The sequence below is a fragment of the Mycobacterium neumannii genome, assembly GCF_048452905.1.
Classification (GTDB): domain Bacteria; phylum Actinomycetota; class Actinomycetes; order Mycobacteriales; family Mycobacteriaceae; genus Mycobacterium; species Mycobacterium neumannii_B.
Map to the genome: position 1 here is coordinate 130,769 of NZ_JBCGVF010000007.1, position 16,741 is coordinate 147,509.

The window sequence follows — 16,741 nt, forward strand, 5'->3', positions numbered from 1 at the left end:
GTTCCTCCCGAAGACATAGTTCAAAAACCACTCTATGTGGACCCACCGACAAGCCCGAGACAAGGCGGATACGGTGAAGAACATGACCGTCGTCGACGACAACTACACCGGCCACGTCGAACCAGGAACCGCGGCCAGGCGCACGCTCGGGGGCGCGTCGATCGTCAAGGTCTCCGTCGGCCCGATGGACAACAACGCCTACCTGATCACGTGTTCCCGAACCGGCGAAACGCTCCTGATCGACGCCGCCAACGATGCGCCGATCCTGCTCGAACTGATCGAGAAGCACGCCCCGAAACTGTCGCTGATCGTGACGAGCCACCAGCACTTCGACCACTGGCAGGCGCTGGAAGAAGTGGCCAAGGTCACCGGGGTGCCGACGGCCGCGCACCAACTCGACGCCGACCCGCTGCCGGTCCGACCCGATCGGATCCTCGCCCACGGCGACACCGTCGACATCGGTGAGTTGTCCTTCAACGTCATCCACCTGCAGGGCCACACCCCCGGCTCGGTCGCGCTCGCGCTCGACGGCGCCGACGAGGCCACCCACCTGTTTACCGGCGACTGCCTGTTTCCCGGCGGTGTCGGCAAAACGTGGGAGGACGGGGCTTTCGACCAGTTGCTGGGCGATGTGACCCGCCGCGTCTTCGACGTCTACGACGACTCGACGGTCGTCTACCCGGGCCACGGCGACGACACCACGCTCGGCACGGAACGGCCGCATCTGACTGAGTGGAAAGAACGCGGTTGGTAGACGCGCCGATCGCGGTCGTCACAGGTGCCAGCCGCGGCGCCGGACGCGGGATCGCGCACGCGCTGGGCAGCCACCGCTGCACGGTGTATGTCACCGGGCGCACCGAGCGCGCAGGCGAGTCCGTGCTCGACGGCACGATCCACGAGACCGCCGAACTCGTTACGGCCGCAGGCGGCACCGGAATCGCCGTTCGCGTCGACCATGCCGACGACGATCAGACGAAGGCCCTGTTCGAGCGGGTCGAACGGGAACAGGGCCGGCTCGACATCCTGGTGAACAACGCGGTGATCATCCGCGAGGAGATGATGGGCCGAACCCGGTTCTGGGAAGAGCCGGTCAACGTCATCGACACCATCGAGGTCGGCCTGCGCAGCAGCTACGTCGCGACCGTGTACGCGGCCCCGCTGATGCTCGCGCAGCGGCGCGGCCTGGTGGTGTTCACCTCCGCACCCGGCGCCGCCCACTACGTGTTCGGTCCGGCATACGGCGTTCACAAAGCGGGCACCGACAAGATGGCCGCCGACATGGCGGTCGACTTCAGAGACTTCGGCATCGCGACGGCGTCGATCTGGATGGGCGTGCTGTTGACCGAACGCTTCAAGAAGCTCGTCGCGGGCGCGCCCGACAAACTCGCTCATCTGCTCGACAACACCGAGACACCGGAGCTCACCGGGCATCTGATCTGGGCCCTGTTCAACGACCCCCAGCTGATGGGCAACAGCGGCCAGACCTTCGTCGGCGCGGAGTTGGCGGCGCAGTACGGCATCGAAGACGCCGGAGGTCGCAGGCCGCCGTCGTACCGGGACCTGCACGGAATTCATCCGATCCGCCAATTCGATCGCGTCCTGCGGTGACACCGAAGTGTGCCCTCGGCGCTATTGAGCAGCCATCTGGCGCTCGGCCGTGCGAACTTCGATAGATTGCCTGGTGACGAAGAAAGGGCAGACATGAACACCGATCAGTTGAAGAAGGCGCAGAGCGGCGCCGGGTTCATCGCGGCACTCGACCAGAGCGGCGGCAGCACCCCTAAGGCGCTGAAGCTCTACGGCATCGCCGAGGACGCCTACTCCGGCGACGACCAGATGTTCGACCTCGTGCACGAGATGCGCACCCGCATCATCACCAGCCCCGCCTTCGACGGCGACCGCATCATGGGCACGATCCTGTTCGAGCAGACGATGGACCGCGAGATCGAGGGCCGTCCGACCGCCAATTACCTGTGGAACGTCAAGAACATCGTTCCGTTCCTCAAGATCGACAAGGGTCTCAACGACGAGCAGGACGGCGCGCAGACGATGAAGCCGATGCCCGGCCTCGACGATCTGCTCGACCGCGCCGCGGCGAACGGGGTCTTCGGCACCAAGGAGCGTTCGGTCATCAAGCTGCCCGGCGCCGGTCTGGACGCGGTCGTCGCCCAGCAGTTCGAGGTCGCCGAGCAGGTACTCGCAAAGGGCCTGGTGCCGATCATCGAGCCCGAGGTCGACATCAAGAGCCCGAAGAAGGCCGAGGCCGAGGAGCAGCTCAAAGCCGCGCTGCTCGACGGCGTCGGCAAGCTCGGCGACAAGAAGGTCATGCTCAAGCTCACGCTGCCCGACACCGACAACCTGTACAAGGATCTGGTCGAGCATCCGAACGTGCTGCGGGTCGTGGCGCTGTCTGGCGGCTACAGCCGCGACGAGGCGAACGAGAAGCTGTCGCGCAACATCGGTGTCATCGCGAGTTTCTCGCGCGCGTTGACCGAGGGTCTGACCGCCCAGCAGAGCGACGAAGAGTTCAACTCCACGCTCGACCAGGCGATCGCGAGCATCGCTAAAGCGTCGAGCACCTGATCTCGCTGCGGGGCTACGCGTCGGCGGTCCTCGCCGGCGCCTTCCCCGCGCTCGCGTTCCCGGCGCCCGCCCTGTGGTGGCTGGCCTGGATCGGGCTGATTCCGCTGCTGCTCGTGCTCCGGGCGGCGCCGACGGCTGGACAGTCCGCCGCGCGAGCCTGGTTGGCGATGGCGGCGTTCGTCGGCGTCACCCAATACTGGCTGTGGCCGAGCACCGGTCCCCCGCTGCTCGTGCTCGCCGCCGGACTCGGTGCGCTGTGGCTGCCCTTCGGGTGGGCGGCGCACCGCCTGCTCTCCGGCGACGTCGATGCCGTTCGAGCCGTCAGCGCCGCGGCGGTATTGCCCAGCCTGTGGGTGCTCGCGGAAGCGGTCCGATCGTGGGACCGGCTCGGCGGGCCGTGGGCGGTCCTGGGCGCATCGCAGTGGAATCAACCCGCCACACTGGCGCCCGCCGCGCTGGGCGGCGTGTGGCTCGTCAGCTTCCTGGTGGTGGCGGTCAACACCGCGGTTGTCGCGGCCCTGGTGCGGCGTTCGGCGGCGCCGGCCGTGCTGGCCGTGGTTCTTCTGGCGGTCGGTCCGGCCTGGTTCTGGTGGGGGCCGGCACCCACGTCCGGCCCGACGGTCCGCGTCGCGCTCGTCCAACCGGGTGACATCGCCGAATCCACGTCGCGACAGGCCGCGAGCGAGGCCCTGACCTCAGAACTGGCCGGGCAACCACTCGACTTGGTCGTATGGGGCGAGAGCAGTGTGGGCGCCGACCTCGCGGCCCACCCGGAAGTCGCCGCGCGGCTCGCCGGCCTTTCGCGGCGCGTCGGTGCGGACCTGCTGGTAAACGTCGACGCCCGGGCGGCATCGGGCGGCATCTACAAGTCGGCGGTACTGGTCGGACCGAACGGTGTGCAGGGCTCGTACGCGAAGACCCGACTGGTCCCCTTCGGCGAATACGTGCCGCTTCGGCCCCTGATCGGTTGGGCCACGTCGAACACCCAGGCCGCGGGGGAGGACCGCCGCCGCGGGGACGGCCCCGTCGTCCTGCACACCGACGCCGTCGCGATCGGACCGCTGATCAGCTTCGAGACGATGTTCTCCGACCTCGCGCGGGCAGCGGTCCGGCGGGGAGCGGAGCTCCTCGTTTACCAGAGTTCGACGTCGTCATACCAAGGCAGTTGGGCACAACCGCAGTTGGCGACTATGCCCGCCGTACACGCGGTCGAAACGGGCCGTCCCGCGGTCCACGCCGCGTTGTCGGGAGTCAGTTCGGCGTTCGACACTCGCGGCCGCCGGCTGGCATGGATGCCCGCCGCCGAGCGCGGGGTCAGTGTCGTCGACGTCCCGCTGGACGCGCGGACGACCCTCTATCAGCGGTGGGGTGGCTGGACGATCGTGGCGGCGCTGGTGGTGGTTACGGCGTGGTGTGCACAATCAGCACGTCGGTCTTGGAGCGGCGTGCGACGTTGGCGGGAACGGAACCGAGCAACCGGCCGGCGATCGTGGAGAGGCCGACGTTACCGACGACCAGCAGATCCGCCTTGACCTCCTCGGCGAGTTCGACCAGCGCGTCGACGGGGGCGCCGACGATGGCCTTCTCCTCGACGTTCGTGGCACCCGCCTGGTGAGCGCGCTCTTTCGCCTCGCGCAGGATCGCGTAGATCGGGGCGTTGCCGGACATCTTGTAGCCCTCGTCCTTGAGCACGTCGGCCGCGCGCTGATCTTCGTTCTGGGGGAAGTACGCCGTGGCGATGACCAGCTGGGCGTCACCGGCGATCTGACCCGCTTTCTCGACCGCGCGCAGCGACGAGTCCGATCCGTCCGTGCCAACCAAGACGGTCTGATAGGCGCTCATCCATATCCTCCCAGTTTCAGTTCGTTGCCACCCGGAACAGTAGCCGCTCGAGTGGCATTTGCCTGCGATTTCGTCCTACTTCGCACCCAACGTCACGCTGGACCGGCCCAGGTGACGCCGCCTACACCCGGCCGCACGAAGCGATCGCCAGCGGCGTCGGGACCTCGGTCGTCGTGACTTCCGTACCCCTTCGGCGAGCGCTGCGGGAGTGCGCACGCTAGCGTTTTGCCGTTCGCGGGAAGGGTGGGTAGCAGGGCGTGGATCTGTCGCTGGGACCGCAACGTTTCGCGCGTCTCGACCGGTCGGGATCCCTTCGCGCCGGCCGGTTCGACGCCGCGCTGACGGCGCTGTTCGCGGTCGCGGTGTCGGCGGCGGGTGCGGCTCGGCCGTCGCTGTGGTTCGACGAGGCGGCCACGATCTCGGCCTCGACGCGGTCGATTCCCCAATTGTGGGGCCTGCTACACAACATCGACGCGGTGCACGGCCTGTACTACCTGTTGATGCACGGGTGGTTCGCGGTGTTTCCGGTCACCGAGTTCTACTCCCGGGTGTCGAGCTGCCTGGCGGTAGGGCTGGCGACCGGCGGCGTCGTCGTCCTGGCGCGTTGCTTCGCCTCGCGGACGACGGCCGTATGTGCGGGCATCGTGTTCGCGATCCTGCCCCGCGTCACGTGGGCGGGCATCGAGGCGAGGTCCTATGCGCTGACCGCGGCCGCGGCGGTCTGGCTGACCGTGTTGTTGCTGCTCGCGGTCCGCCGCAACGCCAGATGGCTGTGGGTCTGCTACGGGCTGGCGCTGGTCGGGTCGTCGCTGCTGAACATCTTCGTCCTGCTGATGGTGCTCGTGCACGCCGTGGTGCTGGCCGCGGTGACGGCCCGGCGAGCGGTCGCGCGCCGGTGGATCGTGACGGCCGCGGTGGCGATCGCGGTCCTGGCCCCGTTTCTGGCGTTCAGCAGGACGCAGGTCGCCCAGGTGCGGTGGATCTCGCCGCCGGGTTGGCACACGGTCGCAGAAGTGGTGCAGGAGCAGTACTTCGACCACAGCGTGGCGTTCGCGGTCTCGGCGGGGCTGGTGCTGGCTCTGCTTGCGATGCGGCGGCTCCGGCCGACAGATGCCGGCGTCCGGTCACTGGTGGCGATGAGCGCGGCGTGGATCGTACTCCCGACGGCCGTGCTGCTGCTCTACTCCGTGTGGTCAGAACCCGTCTATTACCCGCGCTATCTGACCTACACCTCGCCGGCGATGGCGCTGCTGTTGGCGGTCGGCATCACCGCCATCGCCAGATCGCGCGAGTCCGTCGTGGTGATGCTGACCATGCTGGCGGTGGCCGCGACCCCGAACTATCTGCTCGACCAACGAGGTCCGTACGCCAAGGAGGGAATGGATTTCAGCCAGGTGGCCGACGTCCTCACGACGCACGCCTCCCCCGGCGACTGCCTGGTGCTCGACAACACCACCAATTGGGCGCCCGGCCCGATTCGCCCGTTGACGGCCGCACGCCCCGAGGCGTACGCGGCCCTCGTCGACCCAGGACGCGGTCGTCGCGCAGCGGAGCGAAACCGCTTGTGGGACGCCCATCTTGGGATCTGGGGTGTGGCCGACCGGCTTCGGCCCTGCACCGTGTTGTGGACGATCTCGCAACGTGACGCCACCGTCCCGGATCGGGCGAGCGGGCCCGCGCTGGATCCGGGACCGCGTCTGCGCCGCGCGCCTGCGTACCGGGTACCGCAGGCGATGGGTTTCCGGCTCGTTGAGCGCTGGCAGTTCAGCTTCGCGCAGGTGGTCAAGTCGACCCGGTAGCGCGAGTGGCGGCTTTTAGAACCGGGTAACCGTTTCTCATGCCCGCAAGGCCAGCCCACACCGCCACGGAGTTCGTGCCCGACACCCGCGATCTCGATGTGCTCGCCGACGCCGCGCACGGTTGCAAGGGATGCGATCTCTACCTCGACGCGACGCAGGTGGTGTTCGGCGGCGGTTCCTCCACCGCGGACATGATGCTGGTCGGCGAACAGCCCGGCGATCAGGAGGACAAGGCCGGACAGCCGTTCGTCGGCCCCGCGGGCAAGTTGCTGGACAAGGCGCTGGTTCAGGCCGGTATCGACCGTGAACGGGTGTACGTGACCAATGCGGTCAAGCATTTCAAGTTCACCCTGCCCGAACGCGGCAAGCGGCGGATCCACAAGACCCCGGGCCGCTCGGAAGTCGTGGCATGCCGACCGTGGCTGCTGGCCGAGCTGGATGCCGTCAGACCCGAGGTGCTGGTGCTGATGGGTGCGACCGCTGCACAGTCGCTGCTGGGCAGCAAGTTTCGGCTGACCGCGCACCGCGGCGAGGCGCTGGAACTCCCGGCGATCGAGGAGCTCGACGTCGCACCGGAAGTCGCCGTGACCGTGCATCCGTCATCGGTGCTGCGCGGGCCACCGGAGGATCGGGAGAAAGCCTTTGACGCGCTGGTGTCCGATCTGCGGTTCGCCGACGCCCTGCGTGCACGCGGCTGAACCGTTGGCGTGGAGCGACGGAGCCAGAGGCCGCTAGCAGGCGGCCGGCGGCACCCACATCGAGACGGCGGGAGGCACCCAGGCGCAGGGACCGCCGTAATGCGGGCCGTAGTAGGCCGGGCCGTCCCAGCGCGGACCACGACGCTTATCCCAGTCGTCCCAGTCGTCCCACTTGTCGAGCTTCCAGGTCACGCTTGGTGTGCTGGGCACCGTTTCCTCGGCGTCGGCGACACCCGCTCCGACGCCCAAGGCAGTGAACGCCAGTGCACCGACGAGTCCCGCTTGCACTCCGACCTTTTTTACGCTCACGACCAATCCCTCACTACTGCAACAAATTATCGGTTTCGACCCACGTCGATCTTATACTCGCGATCCTCCCGTCGGCGATCCCGCCTGCACCCGGCGTGGCTCATTTCGCAGCAGCAAAGTGACGCGCAGTCCTGCGGAGAGTGCGCTGAATAAAGCTGTCGCACAGCTCAGTTGAGAGACGTTAATTTGCCCGCCGGAGACGGTCGCGTGAGCTTCGGCGCCCTCGGCTAAAGCGGTTCACCACCGGCCGTCCGCTTCGCGTCGACGCGATCAAGCCCACCGCGGCGAGCCCGGCGAATGCCGCGAGTAGCCACCGCGCCGGCGTGGCGTCGCCGCTGTCGGTCATGTTCACGAGCACCCCGGCCAACCCCGCGCCGAAGGCGCCGGAAATCAGTTGCACGGTGTTGATTGCCGCAGCCGCGGTGGGCCCCTCCGACGAGTCGTCCACCCGGCTCATCGCCCATGCCGACAGATGCGGCCACGCGATCCCGATCCCGGCGCCTGCCACAATCAGCGCGACCGCCCAGACCGCTACCGCGGCGGCCGATGCGTCGTCGCGCATGGCCAACGCCGTGAGGGCGAGGCCGGTGGCCATCACCGCCGGTGCGACGGCGACCGTGCGCTTGATCGCGCGCGGGTCGCTCATCGAGGCGCTGCCGATCTCACCGACCGTCCATCCGAGCGCCAGGCCCGCCCCGAGAAAACCAGCCGCGGCGGGCGTGAGATCGGCCAGTCGCTGACCGAACAGCGGGATGTACATGTCCGCCATCGTTGCGGCCATCAACACAGCGAGGGTCAGATAAATCCACTTCAGCGGCCCGCGCCCGAAAGTGCTGGGCGGCAACACCGCTGCGGGTTGGCGCCGATCGACGAACAAGAACACCGCCACCATGACGGCGCCCAAGCCCAGCAACGCGACCGTGAGCCACACATCGCGCGGGATACCGGCCGCGCTGACGGCCAACGCCGCACCACCCAACAACATCAACGACCACACGGGAATCGGTGTCCGTGGCGTATCGACGTCGGCGCCCGTACGTCTGGGCAACGCCAACGGGACCAATACACCGATGGCCACGGTCAGGATCGCCAGCGCACCGAAAGCCCAACGCCACGAACCATACTGGGAGAACAGACCCCCGGCGGCGGGACCCAGCAGCGTCCCGACGCCCCACATCGCCGACACCAACGCCGACGCCTTGGTCCACAACCACTCGGGCAACGCCGTATTGATCACCGCATAGCCCAACCCGGCCAGCAGCCCGCCGGCCAGCCCCTGCACCGTGCGGCCGACAAGCAGGGCTTCCATCGTGGGCGCCGCCGCGCAGGCCAGGCTGCCCAGACCGAATACGCTGAGCGCCCCCAGATACGACACCCGCGGCCCGAAACGCATCAACGTCGAGTGCACGGTGGTCGCCGCGACCACCGAAGCGACCAGGTACACCGTCGTCACCCATGCGTACAGCCGGTAACCGCCGATGTCGGCCACCGCGCTGGGCATCAGGCTGATGGTGAGGAACTCGTTGGTGGCGTACAGCGCGACGCCGCCGGCGAGGACCGTGCTGGCGCCGAGGTACTTCGGCCCCAACAGGTCGCGCCAGCGTCCCGCAGGGGTCATCGGCGCGGTGTCGGTCACGCCGGACACGCTACGAGCTCAACCATCGTTCAGGTCAAGCGGCGACCTCAGCCGGCAGGAGTGATGAGCCCGTAGTGGCCGTCGTAGCGGTGGTAGAGCACGGCTGCACGACCTTGCGCCGCGTCGATGAAGAACATGAACGGCAGCCCGAGCAGGCCCATCCGCTCGGCGGCCTGCTCGACGGTGTGGAATGGCGGCGGGTGCGGGCTGATCGTCAGCGGCAGTTCAAACGGTGCCAGCTCGTCTTCCGAGGCTGGATCCACCTGCGCCAGCCGGTATTCGGACGGGCCGCCCTTGTAGAGGACGCTCGCCATCTCAGTGCGCTCCTCGGTGAACAGGTGGAAGTCGTAGTCGAGCAGGTCCATCTCCATCGCCGCTTCGTCCACGGTGCACGGCGCCAGCGTGAACGACTTGCGCCGCACAATCTGGCGCTCCTCGGGCGGAAGGGCAACGCGGTTGGGTTGCTGCGCGGAATCGTCGGTGTCCTGCGGAGCCCGTACCGTACGGCCGTCGCGGCGAGCCTGCCAGTGCTCGGCGGCACGCCGAAGTTGGGTTCGGAGGCGCTCCCCGAGGCGGTCGATCGCGTCGCGCGCGGTGTCGCCCGAGGCCTGAGCGCGGACCAGTCGGCCGTCGACGTCGAGATTGGCTTGCGCAATGACCGGACGTACCAGCTCCGGGTCGCCGTGGCGCGTCAGCTTCACATGGGCATGAATCAACGGTCGGTGCGCGAATCGGCTGACATCTTCGATCTTGCCCCGCGCGTATTCGGCTGCGCCGGGAAAATCACCGCGCGACGTCACGTTGATGTGGACTGGCGATTCGATATCCGGTCTGTCACTCATACTTTCGTTTGTACGCGAGCCGACCGGGCGGGACTAGGGCCGAAGGTCCCGACGGTCTCGTCGGGCTACTTCAGACCCGCGGCGTCCATGCCGCGCAGTTCCTTCTTCAGGTCGTGAATCTCGTCGCGGATGCGCGCGGCCAACTCGAACTGCAGATCCCGCGCTGCGGCCATCATCTGTTCGGTCAGGTCCCTGATCAGGTCGGCCAACTCGGCGCGCGGCATGTTCGAGGTGTCACGGCCCTCGATGATGCCTGCGCTGACCGCCCGCCCGGGCTCGCCTTGCGCCCGGCGGCCGCGTGACGCGTTCCGTCCGGAACCGCCCACCTCGACGGCTTCATCGTCGCTGGCCTCCCTATATACCTGGTCGAGGATGTCGGCAATCTTTTTGCGCAACGGTTTCGGATCGATCCCGTGGGCCTCGTTGTAGGCGATCTGCTTGGCACGCCGGCGCTCGGTCTCGTCGATGGCTTCTCGCATCGAATCGGTGATGTTGTCGGCGTACATGTGCACCTCACCCGACACGTTGCGCGCGGCCCGGCCGATGGTCTGGATCAGGCTGCGGGTCGACCGCAGGAACCCCTCCTTGTCCGCGTCGAGGATCGCGACCAGCGACACCTCCGGCAGGTCGAGACCCTCGCGGAGCAGGTTGATGCCGACCAACACGTCGTAGTCGCCGAGGCGCAGTTGGCGCAGCAATTCGACGCGACGCAGCGTGTCCACCTCGGAGTGCAGGTAGCGAACCCTGATCCCCATCTCGAGCAGGTAATCCGTCAGGTCCTCGGCCATCTTCTTGGTCAGCGTGGTCACGAGCACCCGCTCGTCGCGCTCGGTGCGCGTGCGGATCTCGCCGATCAGATCGTCGATCTGCCCCTTCGTCGGCTTCACGACCACCTTCGGATCCACCAAACCCGTTGGGCGGATGACCTGTTCGACGACCTCACCGCCGGACTGGCTGAGCTCGTACGGTCCCGGCGTCGCCGACAGGTACACGGTCTGCCCGATGCGGTCGGCGAACTCCTCCCAGGTGAGCGGGCGGTTGTCGACGGCCGAGGGCAACCGGAAACCGAAATCGACCAGGTTGCGCTTCCGCGACATGTCACCTTCGTACATGCCGCCGATCTGCGGCACTGTCACGTGCGACTCGTCGATGACCAGCATGAAATCTTCGGGAAAGTAGTCGAGCAGCGTCGCGGGCGCGGAGCCGGCGGGCCTGGCGTCGATGTGACGCGAGTAGTTCTCGATGCCCGAGCAGAAGCCGACCTGACGCATCATCTCGATGTCGTAGTTCGTGCGCATCCGCAGCCGCTGCGCCTCCAGCAGCTTGCCCTGGCCCTCGAGCTCGGTCAGCCGCTCCTCGAGTTCTTGTTCGATGGTCGAGATCGCGTGCGCCATGCGCTCCGGGCCCGCGACGTAGTGCGTTGCCGGGAAGATGCGCAGCGAGTCGACCTTGCGGACGACGTCGCCTGTCAACGGGTGCAGGTAGTACAGCTCCTCGATCTCGTCGCCGAAGAACTCGATGCGGACCGCCAACTCCTCATAGGACGGGATGATCTCGACGGTGTCCCCACGCACGCGGAAGGAGCCGCGGGTGAACGCCATGTCGTTGCGGGTGTACTGCACGTCGACGAGCAGCCGCAGCAACGCGTCGCGTGGCACCTCGTCACCGATCTTGAGCTCGACGCTGCGGTCCAGGTAGGACTGCGGTGTGCCCAAACCGTAGATGCAGGACACCGAGGCGACGACGACCACGTCACGGCGGGACAGCAGGCTCGAGGTCGCCGAATGGCGCAGCCGCTCGACGTCGTCGTTGATCGAGCTGTCCTTCTCGATGTAGGTGTCCGTCTGGGCGATGTACGCCTCGGGCTGGTAGTAGTCGTAGTACGACACGAAGTACTCGACGGCGTTGTGCGGCAACATCTCCCGCAGTTCGTTCGCCATCTGCGCGGCGAGCGTCTTGTTCGGTTCCATCACCAGCGTCGGCCGTTGGACCCGCTCGATGAGCCACGCCGTCGTCGCCGACTTACCGGTACCCGTGGCGCCCAGCAGCACCACATCGTGCTCCCCCGCCTTGATCCGGCGCTCCAGCTCGTTGATGGCGGCCGGCTGGTCGCCCGCCGGTGAGTAGGGGCTGACCACCTCGAAGCGGTTGCCCGTGCGCACGATCGCATCGACGGGGCGGTACTCCGAGTGCGCGAGCACGGGGTGTTCAGTAGCGAAAGCCATAATCACTCAGGGTAAGCGCGCACTCCGACAAGTTCATTCCCGCTCAGCCCTATCCTGTTCTCATCCACGCTCCCAAACACGAGACGTTCGACCTCGTCGCCCGCACCAACACCGACCCGAAGGGCATCGTGCGGGCGGTCGACGTCTACACGGTCCAGCCCTGGGGCCTCTACATGGCCCGTCCGACCCCGGGCCGGGCGCAGTTTCACTATCTGGAGTCCTGGCTGCTGCCCTCGCTGCGGCTGCGCGCGACGGTGTTCCACTTCAATGCGGGTCACGAGCTCGACCAGGACTATTACTTGGACGTGGGCCGCTACGCACCGGGCTCGGAGGTCTGGCACGCCGAAGACCATTACCTCGACCTGGCGGTTCGCACCGGCCGGGGCGTTGAACTGCACGACGTCGACGAACTGCTCACCGCGGTCCGGCACAACCTGCTGGCGCCCGAGACGGGAGAACAGGCCGTGCAGACCGCAGCCGCCGCAATCGACGGGCTGGCCAGGCACGACTACGACCTCAACCGGTGGCTTGGCGGTCTGGGCATGCCGCTCACCTGGCGCGACGAGTAGCCATGCCCGAACTACCCGACGTCGAGGGCTTCCGCAGGGAGCTGGCGCGAGAGCTCCCTGGGCGTCGCATCCGCCGCGTCGACGTGCGTGACGCGGGAGTGCTGCGCAACACCACCGCACGCTCGCTGGCCCGAAACCTGGCCGGCCGCAGCTTCGAACAGCCTCGTCGGCACGGTAAATGGCTGATCCTGCCGACCGATGGCCCCGCGCTGCTGGTGCACAGCGGTATGACCGGCAGGCCGTTCTACACGCTCGGCGACGACGACACCAGGCACGTCCGGCTGGTCATCGAGCTCGACCGCGGCGAGTTCCGGTACGCGGACCTGCGCAAGCTGCGCGGCGTGTGGCTCCTTGCCTCCGACGAGGAGATCGGCGAGGTGACCGGCAAGCAGGGGCCTGACGCCCTGTCCCTCGACCTGCGCTCGTTTCGCGAGGTCCTGCGGGGTCGGCGCGGACAGCTGAAACCGACGCTGATGGATCAGGCGGTGGTCGCGGGGCTGGGAAACCTGCTTGTCGACGAGATTCTCTGGCGCACGCGCCTGTCGCCGTCACTGCCCGTGCCGAGCCTGACCGCCGACGAAGTCAAAAGCCTCCACGAGGCGATGCGACGTGTGCTGGACACCGCGGTGCGCCACGGGCGGGTGCCCGACCTGCCGCGGTGGCTGACCGGCAACCGGGACGGGCCCGACCCGACGTGTCCCCGCTGCGGCACCCGGTTCGCGCGTGGCCGCATCGCGGGGAGGACATCGGTGTGGTGCCCGCGCTGCCAGCCGGCCCCCGGGTAACGAACCACCTGCACTGACCGATCTTGATTCTGATGGCTACCGCTACGAATTTGTCTGCCCAGGTACGGCCGGTATTCTCTCGTCGCATGTCCCCCACAACCCGCATCCGGACCGCTGGCGCAACGGCCGCGGCGATGCTCGTGGGCTCGGTTCTGTTCCCGGGTGGCGCCGCTGCCCAACCGAGCGCCGAGACCGAGGCGCAGCCTGCGCCGCCGGCGCCTGAAGTTCTGCACAACGTCATCTACCGAGCGCGTGCGGACGGCACCTCCCGCGGCGCGGTCGTCGCGTACAAGATGGACGACCAGAACGTCAACAGCGCGCAGCCCACGCTGCTACCCGGTCAGACGTTCGAGGTGAATGCGGTGCTGGCCGATCCCCAACTGGCCGGCATGGAAATCTCCATCGAATGGCCCTACGGCTCCAACCTGCACTGCGAGATCATCGTCGACGACCAGGTCGTGGCCAAGGCCGACCAGTTCATCGCGCCGCGCCTGCTGCGGCCCAAGGATGACCCGATGTACGGGGTGCTGCAATGCGGTGCCCCGCTGAACCTGCCGATCGACGGGGCCGCCACCGCACCGACGCCGGACGTCGGCGCACCGCCGTCTCCCGAGGCTTGACGCCTCACGGCCGCCACCCGGTGGTGTCGGCCCACTCCCACGCGCGCCGGTAGGCGTCGAGGAACCACGGTTCCTTCGCGTCGGCATAGGCGCCCGTGTGCAGGTGCCCCTCCTCGGCGACGCGCCGCTTCAACGCGAGGTAGTCGGCCTGGACGCCGGGGTTGGCACGCATCCAGTCCACGAACAGCAACGCGAACTGCTGGCCCGGCCATCCGTCGACGCGGATGTGAACGTTGGTCGGGCGCCCGGGGTCGGCCGAACAGTGAATGCGCTTGTGCCACAACGCGTCAACGTTCGAGTGGTCGAACTCGGGGACCGTGCTGCGGGCGTCCGGCTTGGCGACGTCCGCGGTGGCCTGTCCGCGCACGTAACCCGCGCCGGTCAGCGCATCGCCCAGCTCGTCGGCATCCGCGAGCGAGGCGACCGTCACCTGCACGTCGACCACATCCTTGGCGTCCATCCTCGGCACCGCCGTGGACCCGACGTGGTCGACGCGGACGGCGCGGTGCCCACATGCGGTGTTGAGCCGAGCCACGATGCGCCGCGCCTGATCTGGCCACGTCGGGTCGAATGGCACCAGGACCGGCTTGGAGTGTGCGGGCTGCTTTTCGTGCAGGTTGTGCGCGAACGGCAGGATTCGCTCGTGCCAGAGCGCGCGGGCCTGCTCGACCAGTTCACCCGCCGTGCCCGAGTTGTCGAGCCAGACGTCGGCGACGGCGCGGCGCTGCTCCTCGGTGGCCTGCGCGGCGATCCGCGCCCGGGCATCCTCTTCGGTGAAGCCGCGGTACTCGAGCAGGCGCTTCACCCGCACTTCCTCGTCGGCGTGGACGATGACCACCAAGGGAAACATCGGAGCCATACCGGATTCGACGAGCAGCGGGATGTCCTCGATGATCACGGCGTCGTCGGCTGCGGCCGCGATGAGCTCGGACCGGCGGTGAGCCACCAGCGGGTGCACGATCCCGTTGAGGGTTTGACGCTTCTGTTCGTCGCTGAACGCGATCGCTGCCAGCGCGGGGCGGTTCAAGGCGCCGTCGTCGTGCAGGATCTCCCTGCCGAACGCGTCGACGAGCTTGGCCAATCCTTCCGTCCCCGGTTCGACGACCTCGCGGGCTATCACGTCGCCGTCGACGACGATCCCTCCCAGATCACTGAACGTCGAAGATACGGTCGATTTTCCGGCGCCGATACCGCCGGACAGCCCAATGCGCAGCACCGCACCAGTCTGTCAGGGCCGCTCGACGACGAAGGCCCCGGCTCGGTGAGCCGGGGCCTTCGGTCGTTACGAGTTAGGCGTTGCCTGCGAGCTTCTCACGCAGCGCCGCGAGCTGGGCGTCGCTGGCCAGCGAGCCGCCTGCCGACTGCTCCTCGCCGCGTGAAGCGCCGTTGGACCTGGAACCGGACGCCTCGACAGCTTCTGCTTCAGCAGCGGCGAACTTCTCCATCTGCGCGGTGTGCATCTTGTGCCGGCGCTCGGCCTCGGCGTAGCGGGACTCCCACTCCTCACGCTGCTTCTCGAAACCCTCGAGCCATTCGTTGGTCTCGGAGTCGAAGCCCTCCGGGAAGATGTAGTTGCCCTGCTCGTCGTAGCTGTCGGCCATGCCGTACTTGCTCGGGTCGAACTCCTCGGTGTAATCCTCGTTGGCCTGCTTGAGGCTCAGCGAGATACGGCGACGCTCCAGGTCGATGTCGATGACCTTGACCATCGCGTCGTCGCCGACCTGCACCACCTGATCCGGGACCTCGACGTGGCGCTCGGACAACTCGGAGATGTGCACCAGGCCCTCGATGCCCTCCTCGACGCGGACGAACGCGCCGAACGGAACCAGCTTGGTGACCTTGCCCGGCACGATCTGGCCGATCGCATGGGTGCGGGCGAAGTGGCGCCACGGGTCTTCCTGAGTCGCCTTGAGCGACAACGAAACCCGCTCGCGGTCCATGTCGACGTCGAGCACCTCGACGGTGACCTCGTCGCCCACCTGAACCACCTCGGACGGGTGGTCGATGTGCTTCCAGGACAGCTCGGAAACGTGCACCAGGCCGTCGACGCCGCCGAGATCGACGAACGCACCGAAGTTGACGATGCTGCTGACGACGCCCTTGCGGATCGCGCCCTTCTGCAGCTGGTTGAGGAACTCGCTGCGGACCTCGGACTGGGTCTGCTCCAGCCACGCGCGGCGGCTCAGCACGACATTGTTGCGGTTCTTGTCGAGCTCGATGATCTTGGCCTCGATCTCCTTGCCGATGTACGGCTGCAGATCGCGGACGCGACGCATCTCGACCAGCGACGCGGGCAGGAAGCCACGGAGGCCGATGTCGAGGATCAGGCCGCCCTTGACGACCTCGATGACGGTGCCCTTGACGGCCTCGTCCTTCTCTTTGAGCTCTTCGATGGTGCCCCAGGCCCGCTCGTACTGAGCGCGCTTCTTGGACAGGATCAGACGGCCTTCTTTGTCCTCCTTGGTGAGGACCAGGGCTTCGACCTCATCGCCTACGGAAACGACCTCGTTCGGGTCGACGTCGTGCTTGATGGAAAGTTCTCGGGACGGGATGACGCCTTCGGTCTTGTAACCGATGTCGAGCAGGACTTCGTCCCGGTCAACCTTGACGATGGTTCCCTCGACGATGTCGCCATCGTTGAAGTACTTGATGGTCTTGTCGATGGCGGCGAGAAAGTCCTCGCTCGAGCCGATGTCGTTGACGGCTACTTGCGGCGAGGTGACGGAGGGACTTGGCATGTGGTGGGTTGCTCCGGACAGGTTTGATCGTAGGGACAGTTGTTATTGGTGTTACCCGCCGCAGAAGATGACGAAAACCACAGACAGGTACCCGT

The 16,741-nt window shown here is 67.4% G+C and carries 15 protein-coding genes and 1 pseudogene; 9 read left to right on the plus strand and 7 right to left on the minus strand.

Annotation, left to right across the window (positions count from 1 at the left end):
- Window positions 1-82: 82 nt before the first annotated feature.
- The 4 genes and pseudogenes from AAHH99_RS20920 to lnt form a co-directional block, all read left to right on the plus strand.
- Entirely contained in the window at window positions 83-754 is a 672-nt protein-coding gene (locus AAHH99_RS20920; RefSeq protein WP_418770415.1) for an MBL fold metallo-hydrolase, read from the plus strand.
- Window positions 748-1,608, plus strand: coding sequence for an SDR family NAD(P)-dependent oxidoreductase (locus AAHH99_RS20925; protein ID WP_418770416.1), 861 nt, complete (start codon window positions 748-750; stop codon window positions 1,606-1,608). Before AAHH99_RS20920 ends, AAHH99_RS20925 begins: the two co-directional genes overlap by 7 nt.
- Window positions 1,609-1,701: 93 nt before the next feature.
- Window positions 1,702-2,583 (plus strand): fructose bisphosphate aldolase, encoded by an 882-nt coding sequence (locus AAHH99_RS20930; RefSeq protein ID WP_418770417.1) that lies wholly within the window; start codon window positions 1,702-1,704, stop codon window positions 2,581-2,583.
- A pseudogene (lnt, locus tag AAHH99_RS20935) lies at window positions 2,580-4,031 on the plus strand (apolipoprotein N-acyltransferase); the annotation flags it as partial. The gene AAHH99_RS20930 and the pseudogene lnt, both read left to right, overlap by 4 nt.
- On the opposite strand, the gene AAHH99_RS20940 reads toward lnt, so the two are convergent.
- The gene (locus tag AAHH99_RS20940; RefSeq protein WP_418770418.1) at window positions 3,985-4,425 is read right to left on the minus strand and encodes a universal stress protein; all 441 of its coding nucleotides are present in this window, start codon (window positions 4,423-4,425) and stop codon (window positions 3,985-3,987) included. The pseudogene lnt and the gene AAHH99_RS20940 sit on opposite strands and share 47 nt — an antisense overlap.
- A gap of 257 nt (window positions 4,426-4,682) precedes the next feature.
- Between AAHH99_RS20940 and AAHH99_RS20945 the strand changes: the two genes are divergently transcribed.
- Entirely contained in the window at window positions 4,683-6,224 is a 1,542-nt protein-coding gene (locus AAHH99_RS20945; RefSeq protein WP_418770419.1) for a glycosyltransferase family 39 protein, read from the plus strand.
- Between the two features lie 38 nt (window positions 6,225-6,262).
- Entirely contained in the window at window positions 6,263-6,922 is a 660-nt protein-coding gene (locus tag AAHH99_RS20950) for a UdgX family uracil-DNA binding protein (protein ID WP_418770420.1), read from the plus strand.
- Between the two features lie 33 nt (window positions 6,923-6,955).
- Here AAHH99_RS20950 and AAHH99_RS20955 read toward each other — a convergent pair whose 3' ends face one another.
- The 4 genes from AAHH99_RS20955 to uvrB form a co-directional block, all read right to left on the minus strand.
- The gene (locus AAHH99_RS20955) at window positions 6,956-7,231 is read right to left on the minus strand and encodes a hypothetical protein (protein ID WP_418770422.1); all 276 of its coding nucleotides are present in this window, start codon (window positions 7,229-7,231) and stop codon (window positions 6,956-6,958) included.
- Between the two features lie 181 nt (window positions 7,232-7,412).
- On the minus strand, window positions 7,413-8,849 hold the full coding sequence (locus AAHH99_RS20960; RefSeq protein WP_418770721.1) for an MFS transporter: 1,437 nt from the start codon (window positions 8,847-8,849) through the stop codon (window positions 7,413-7,415).
- A 65-nt stretch (window positions 8,850-8,914) separates the two neighbouring features.
- Window positions 8,915-9,709 (minus strand): ribosome hibernation promotion factor, encoded by a 795-nt coding sequence (locus AAHH99_RS20965; protein ID WP_418770423.1) that lies wholly within the window; start codon window positions 9,707-9,709, stop codon window positions 8,915-8,917.
- A 65-nt stretch (window positions 9,710-9,774) separates the two neighbouring features.
- Window positions 9,775-11,934, minus strand: coding sequence for an excinuclease ABC subunit UvrB (gene uvrB / locus AAHH99_RS20970; RefSeq protein ID WP_418770424.1), 2,160 nt, complete (start codon window positions 11,932-11,934; stop codon window positions 9,775-9,777).
- 62 nt (window positions 11,935-11,996) lie between these two features.
- On the opposite strand from uvrB, the gene AAHH99_RS20975 reads away from it, so the two are divergent.
- From AAHH99_RS20975 to AAHH99_RS20985, 3 genes are all read left to right on the plus strand, one after another.
- The gene (locus AAHH99_RS20975) at window positions 11,997-12,503 is read left to right on the plus strand and encodes a DUF402 domain-containing protein (RefSeq protein WP_418770722.1); all 507 of its coding nucleotides are present in this window, start codon (window positions 11,997-11,999) and stop codon (window positions 12,501-12,503) included.
- A 2-nt stretch (window positions 12,504-12,505) separates the two neighbouring features.
- The gene (locus AAHH99_RS20980; RefSeq protein WP_418770425.1) at window positions 12,506-13,288 is read left to right on the plus strand and encodes an Fpg/Nei family DNA glycosylase; all 783 of its coding nucleotides are present in this window, start codon (window positions 12,506-12,508) and stop codon (window positions 13,286-13,288) included.
- An 86-nt stretch (window positions 13,289-13,374) separates the two neighbouring features.
- Entirely contained in the window at window positions 13,375-13,908 is a 534-nt protein-coding gene (locus AAHH99_RS20985; protein ID WP_418770426.1) for a hypothetical protein, read from the plus strand.
- A 4-nt stretch (window positions 13,909-13,912) separates the two neighbouring features.
- Here AAHH99_RS20985 and coaE read toward each other — a convergent pair whose 3' ends face one another.
- Complete coding sequence (gene coaE, locus AAHH99_RS20990) at window positions 13,913-15,124, minus strand: dephospho-CoA kinase (protein WP_418770427.1); 1,212 nt, start codon at window positions 15,122-15,124, stop codon at window positions 13,913-13,915.
- A 73-nt stretch (window positions 15,125-15,197) separates the two neighbouring features.
- Window positions 15,198-16,646: a 30S ribosomal protein S1 gene (rpsA, locus tag AAHH99_RS20995; RefSeq protein WP_066850194.1), complete on the minus strand. Its 1,449-nt coding sequence runs from the start codon at window positions 16,644-16,646 to the stop codon at window positions 15,198-15,200.
- Window positions 16,647-16,741: the final 95 nt, after the last annotated feature.

Excerpts from the sequence above, each read along its gene's own strand:
- AAHH99_RS20920 (WP_418770415.1), top strand. The coding sequence starts at position 83 with ATGACCGTCGTCGACGACAACTACACCGGCCACGTCGAACCAGGAACC.
- AAHH99_RS20930 (WP_418770417.1), top strand. The coding sequence starts at position 1,702 with ATGAACACCGATCAGTTGAAGAAGGCGCAGAGCGGCGCCGGGTTCATC.
- AAHH99_RS20940 (WP_418770418.1), bottom strand. The coding sequence starts at position 4,425 with ATGAGCGCCTATCAGACCGTCTTGGTTGGCACGGACGGATCGGACTCG.
- AAHH99_RS20950 (WP_418770420.1), top strand. The coding sequence starts at position 6,263 with ATGCCCGCAAGGCCAGCCCACACCGCCACGGAGTTCGTGCCCGACACC.
- AAHH99_RS20960 (WP_418770721.1), bottom strand. The coding sequence starts at position 8,849 with ATGACCCCTGCGGGACGCTGGCGCGACCTGTTGGGGCCGAAGTACCTC.
- AAHH99_RS20965 (WP_418770423.1), bottom strand. The coding sequence starts at position 9,709 with ATGAGTGACAGACCGGATATCGAATCGCCAGTCCACATCAACGTGACG.
- uvrB (WP_418770424.1), bottom strand. The coding sequence starts at position 11,934 with ATGGCTTTCGCTACTGAACACCCCGTGCTCGCGCACTCGGAGTACCGC.
- AAHH99_RS20980 (WP_418770425.1), top strand. The coding sequence starts at position 12,506 with ATGCCCGAACTACCCGACGTCGAGGGCTTCCGCAGGGAGCTGGCGCGA.
- AAHH99_RS20985 (WP_418770426.1), top strand. The coding sequence starts at position 13,375 with ATGTCCCCCACAACCCGCATCCGGACCGCTGGCGCAACGGCCGCGGCG.
- rpsA (WP_066850194.1), bottom strand. The coding sequence starts at position 16,646 with ATGCCAAGTCCCTCCGTCACCTCGCCGCAAGTAGCCGTCAACGACATC.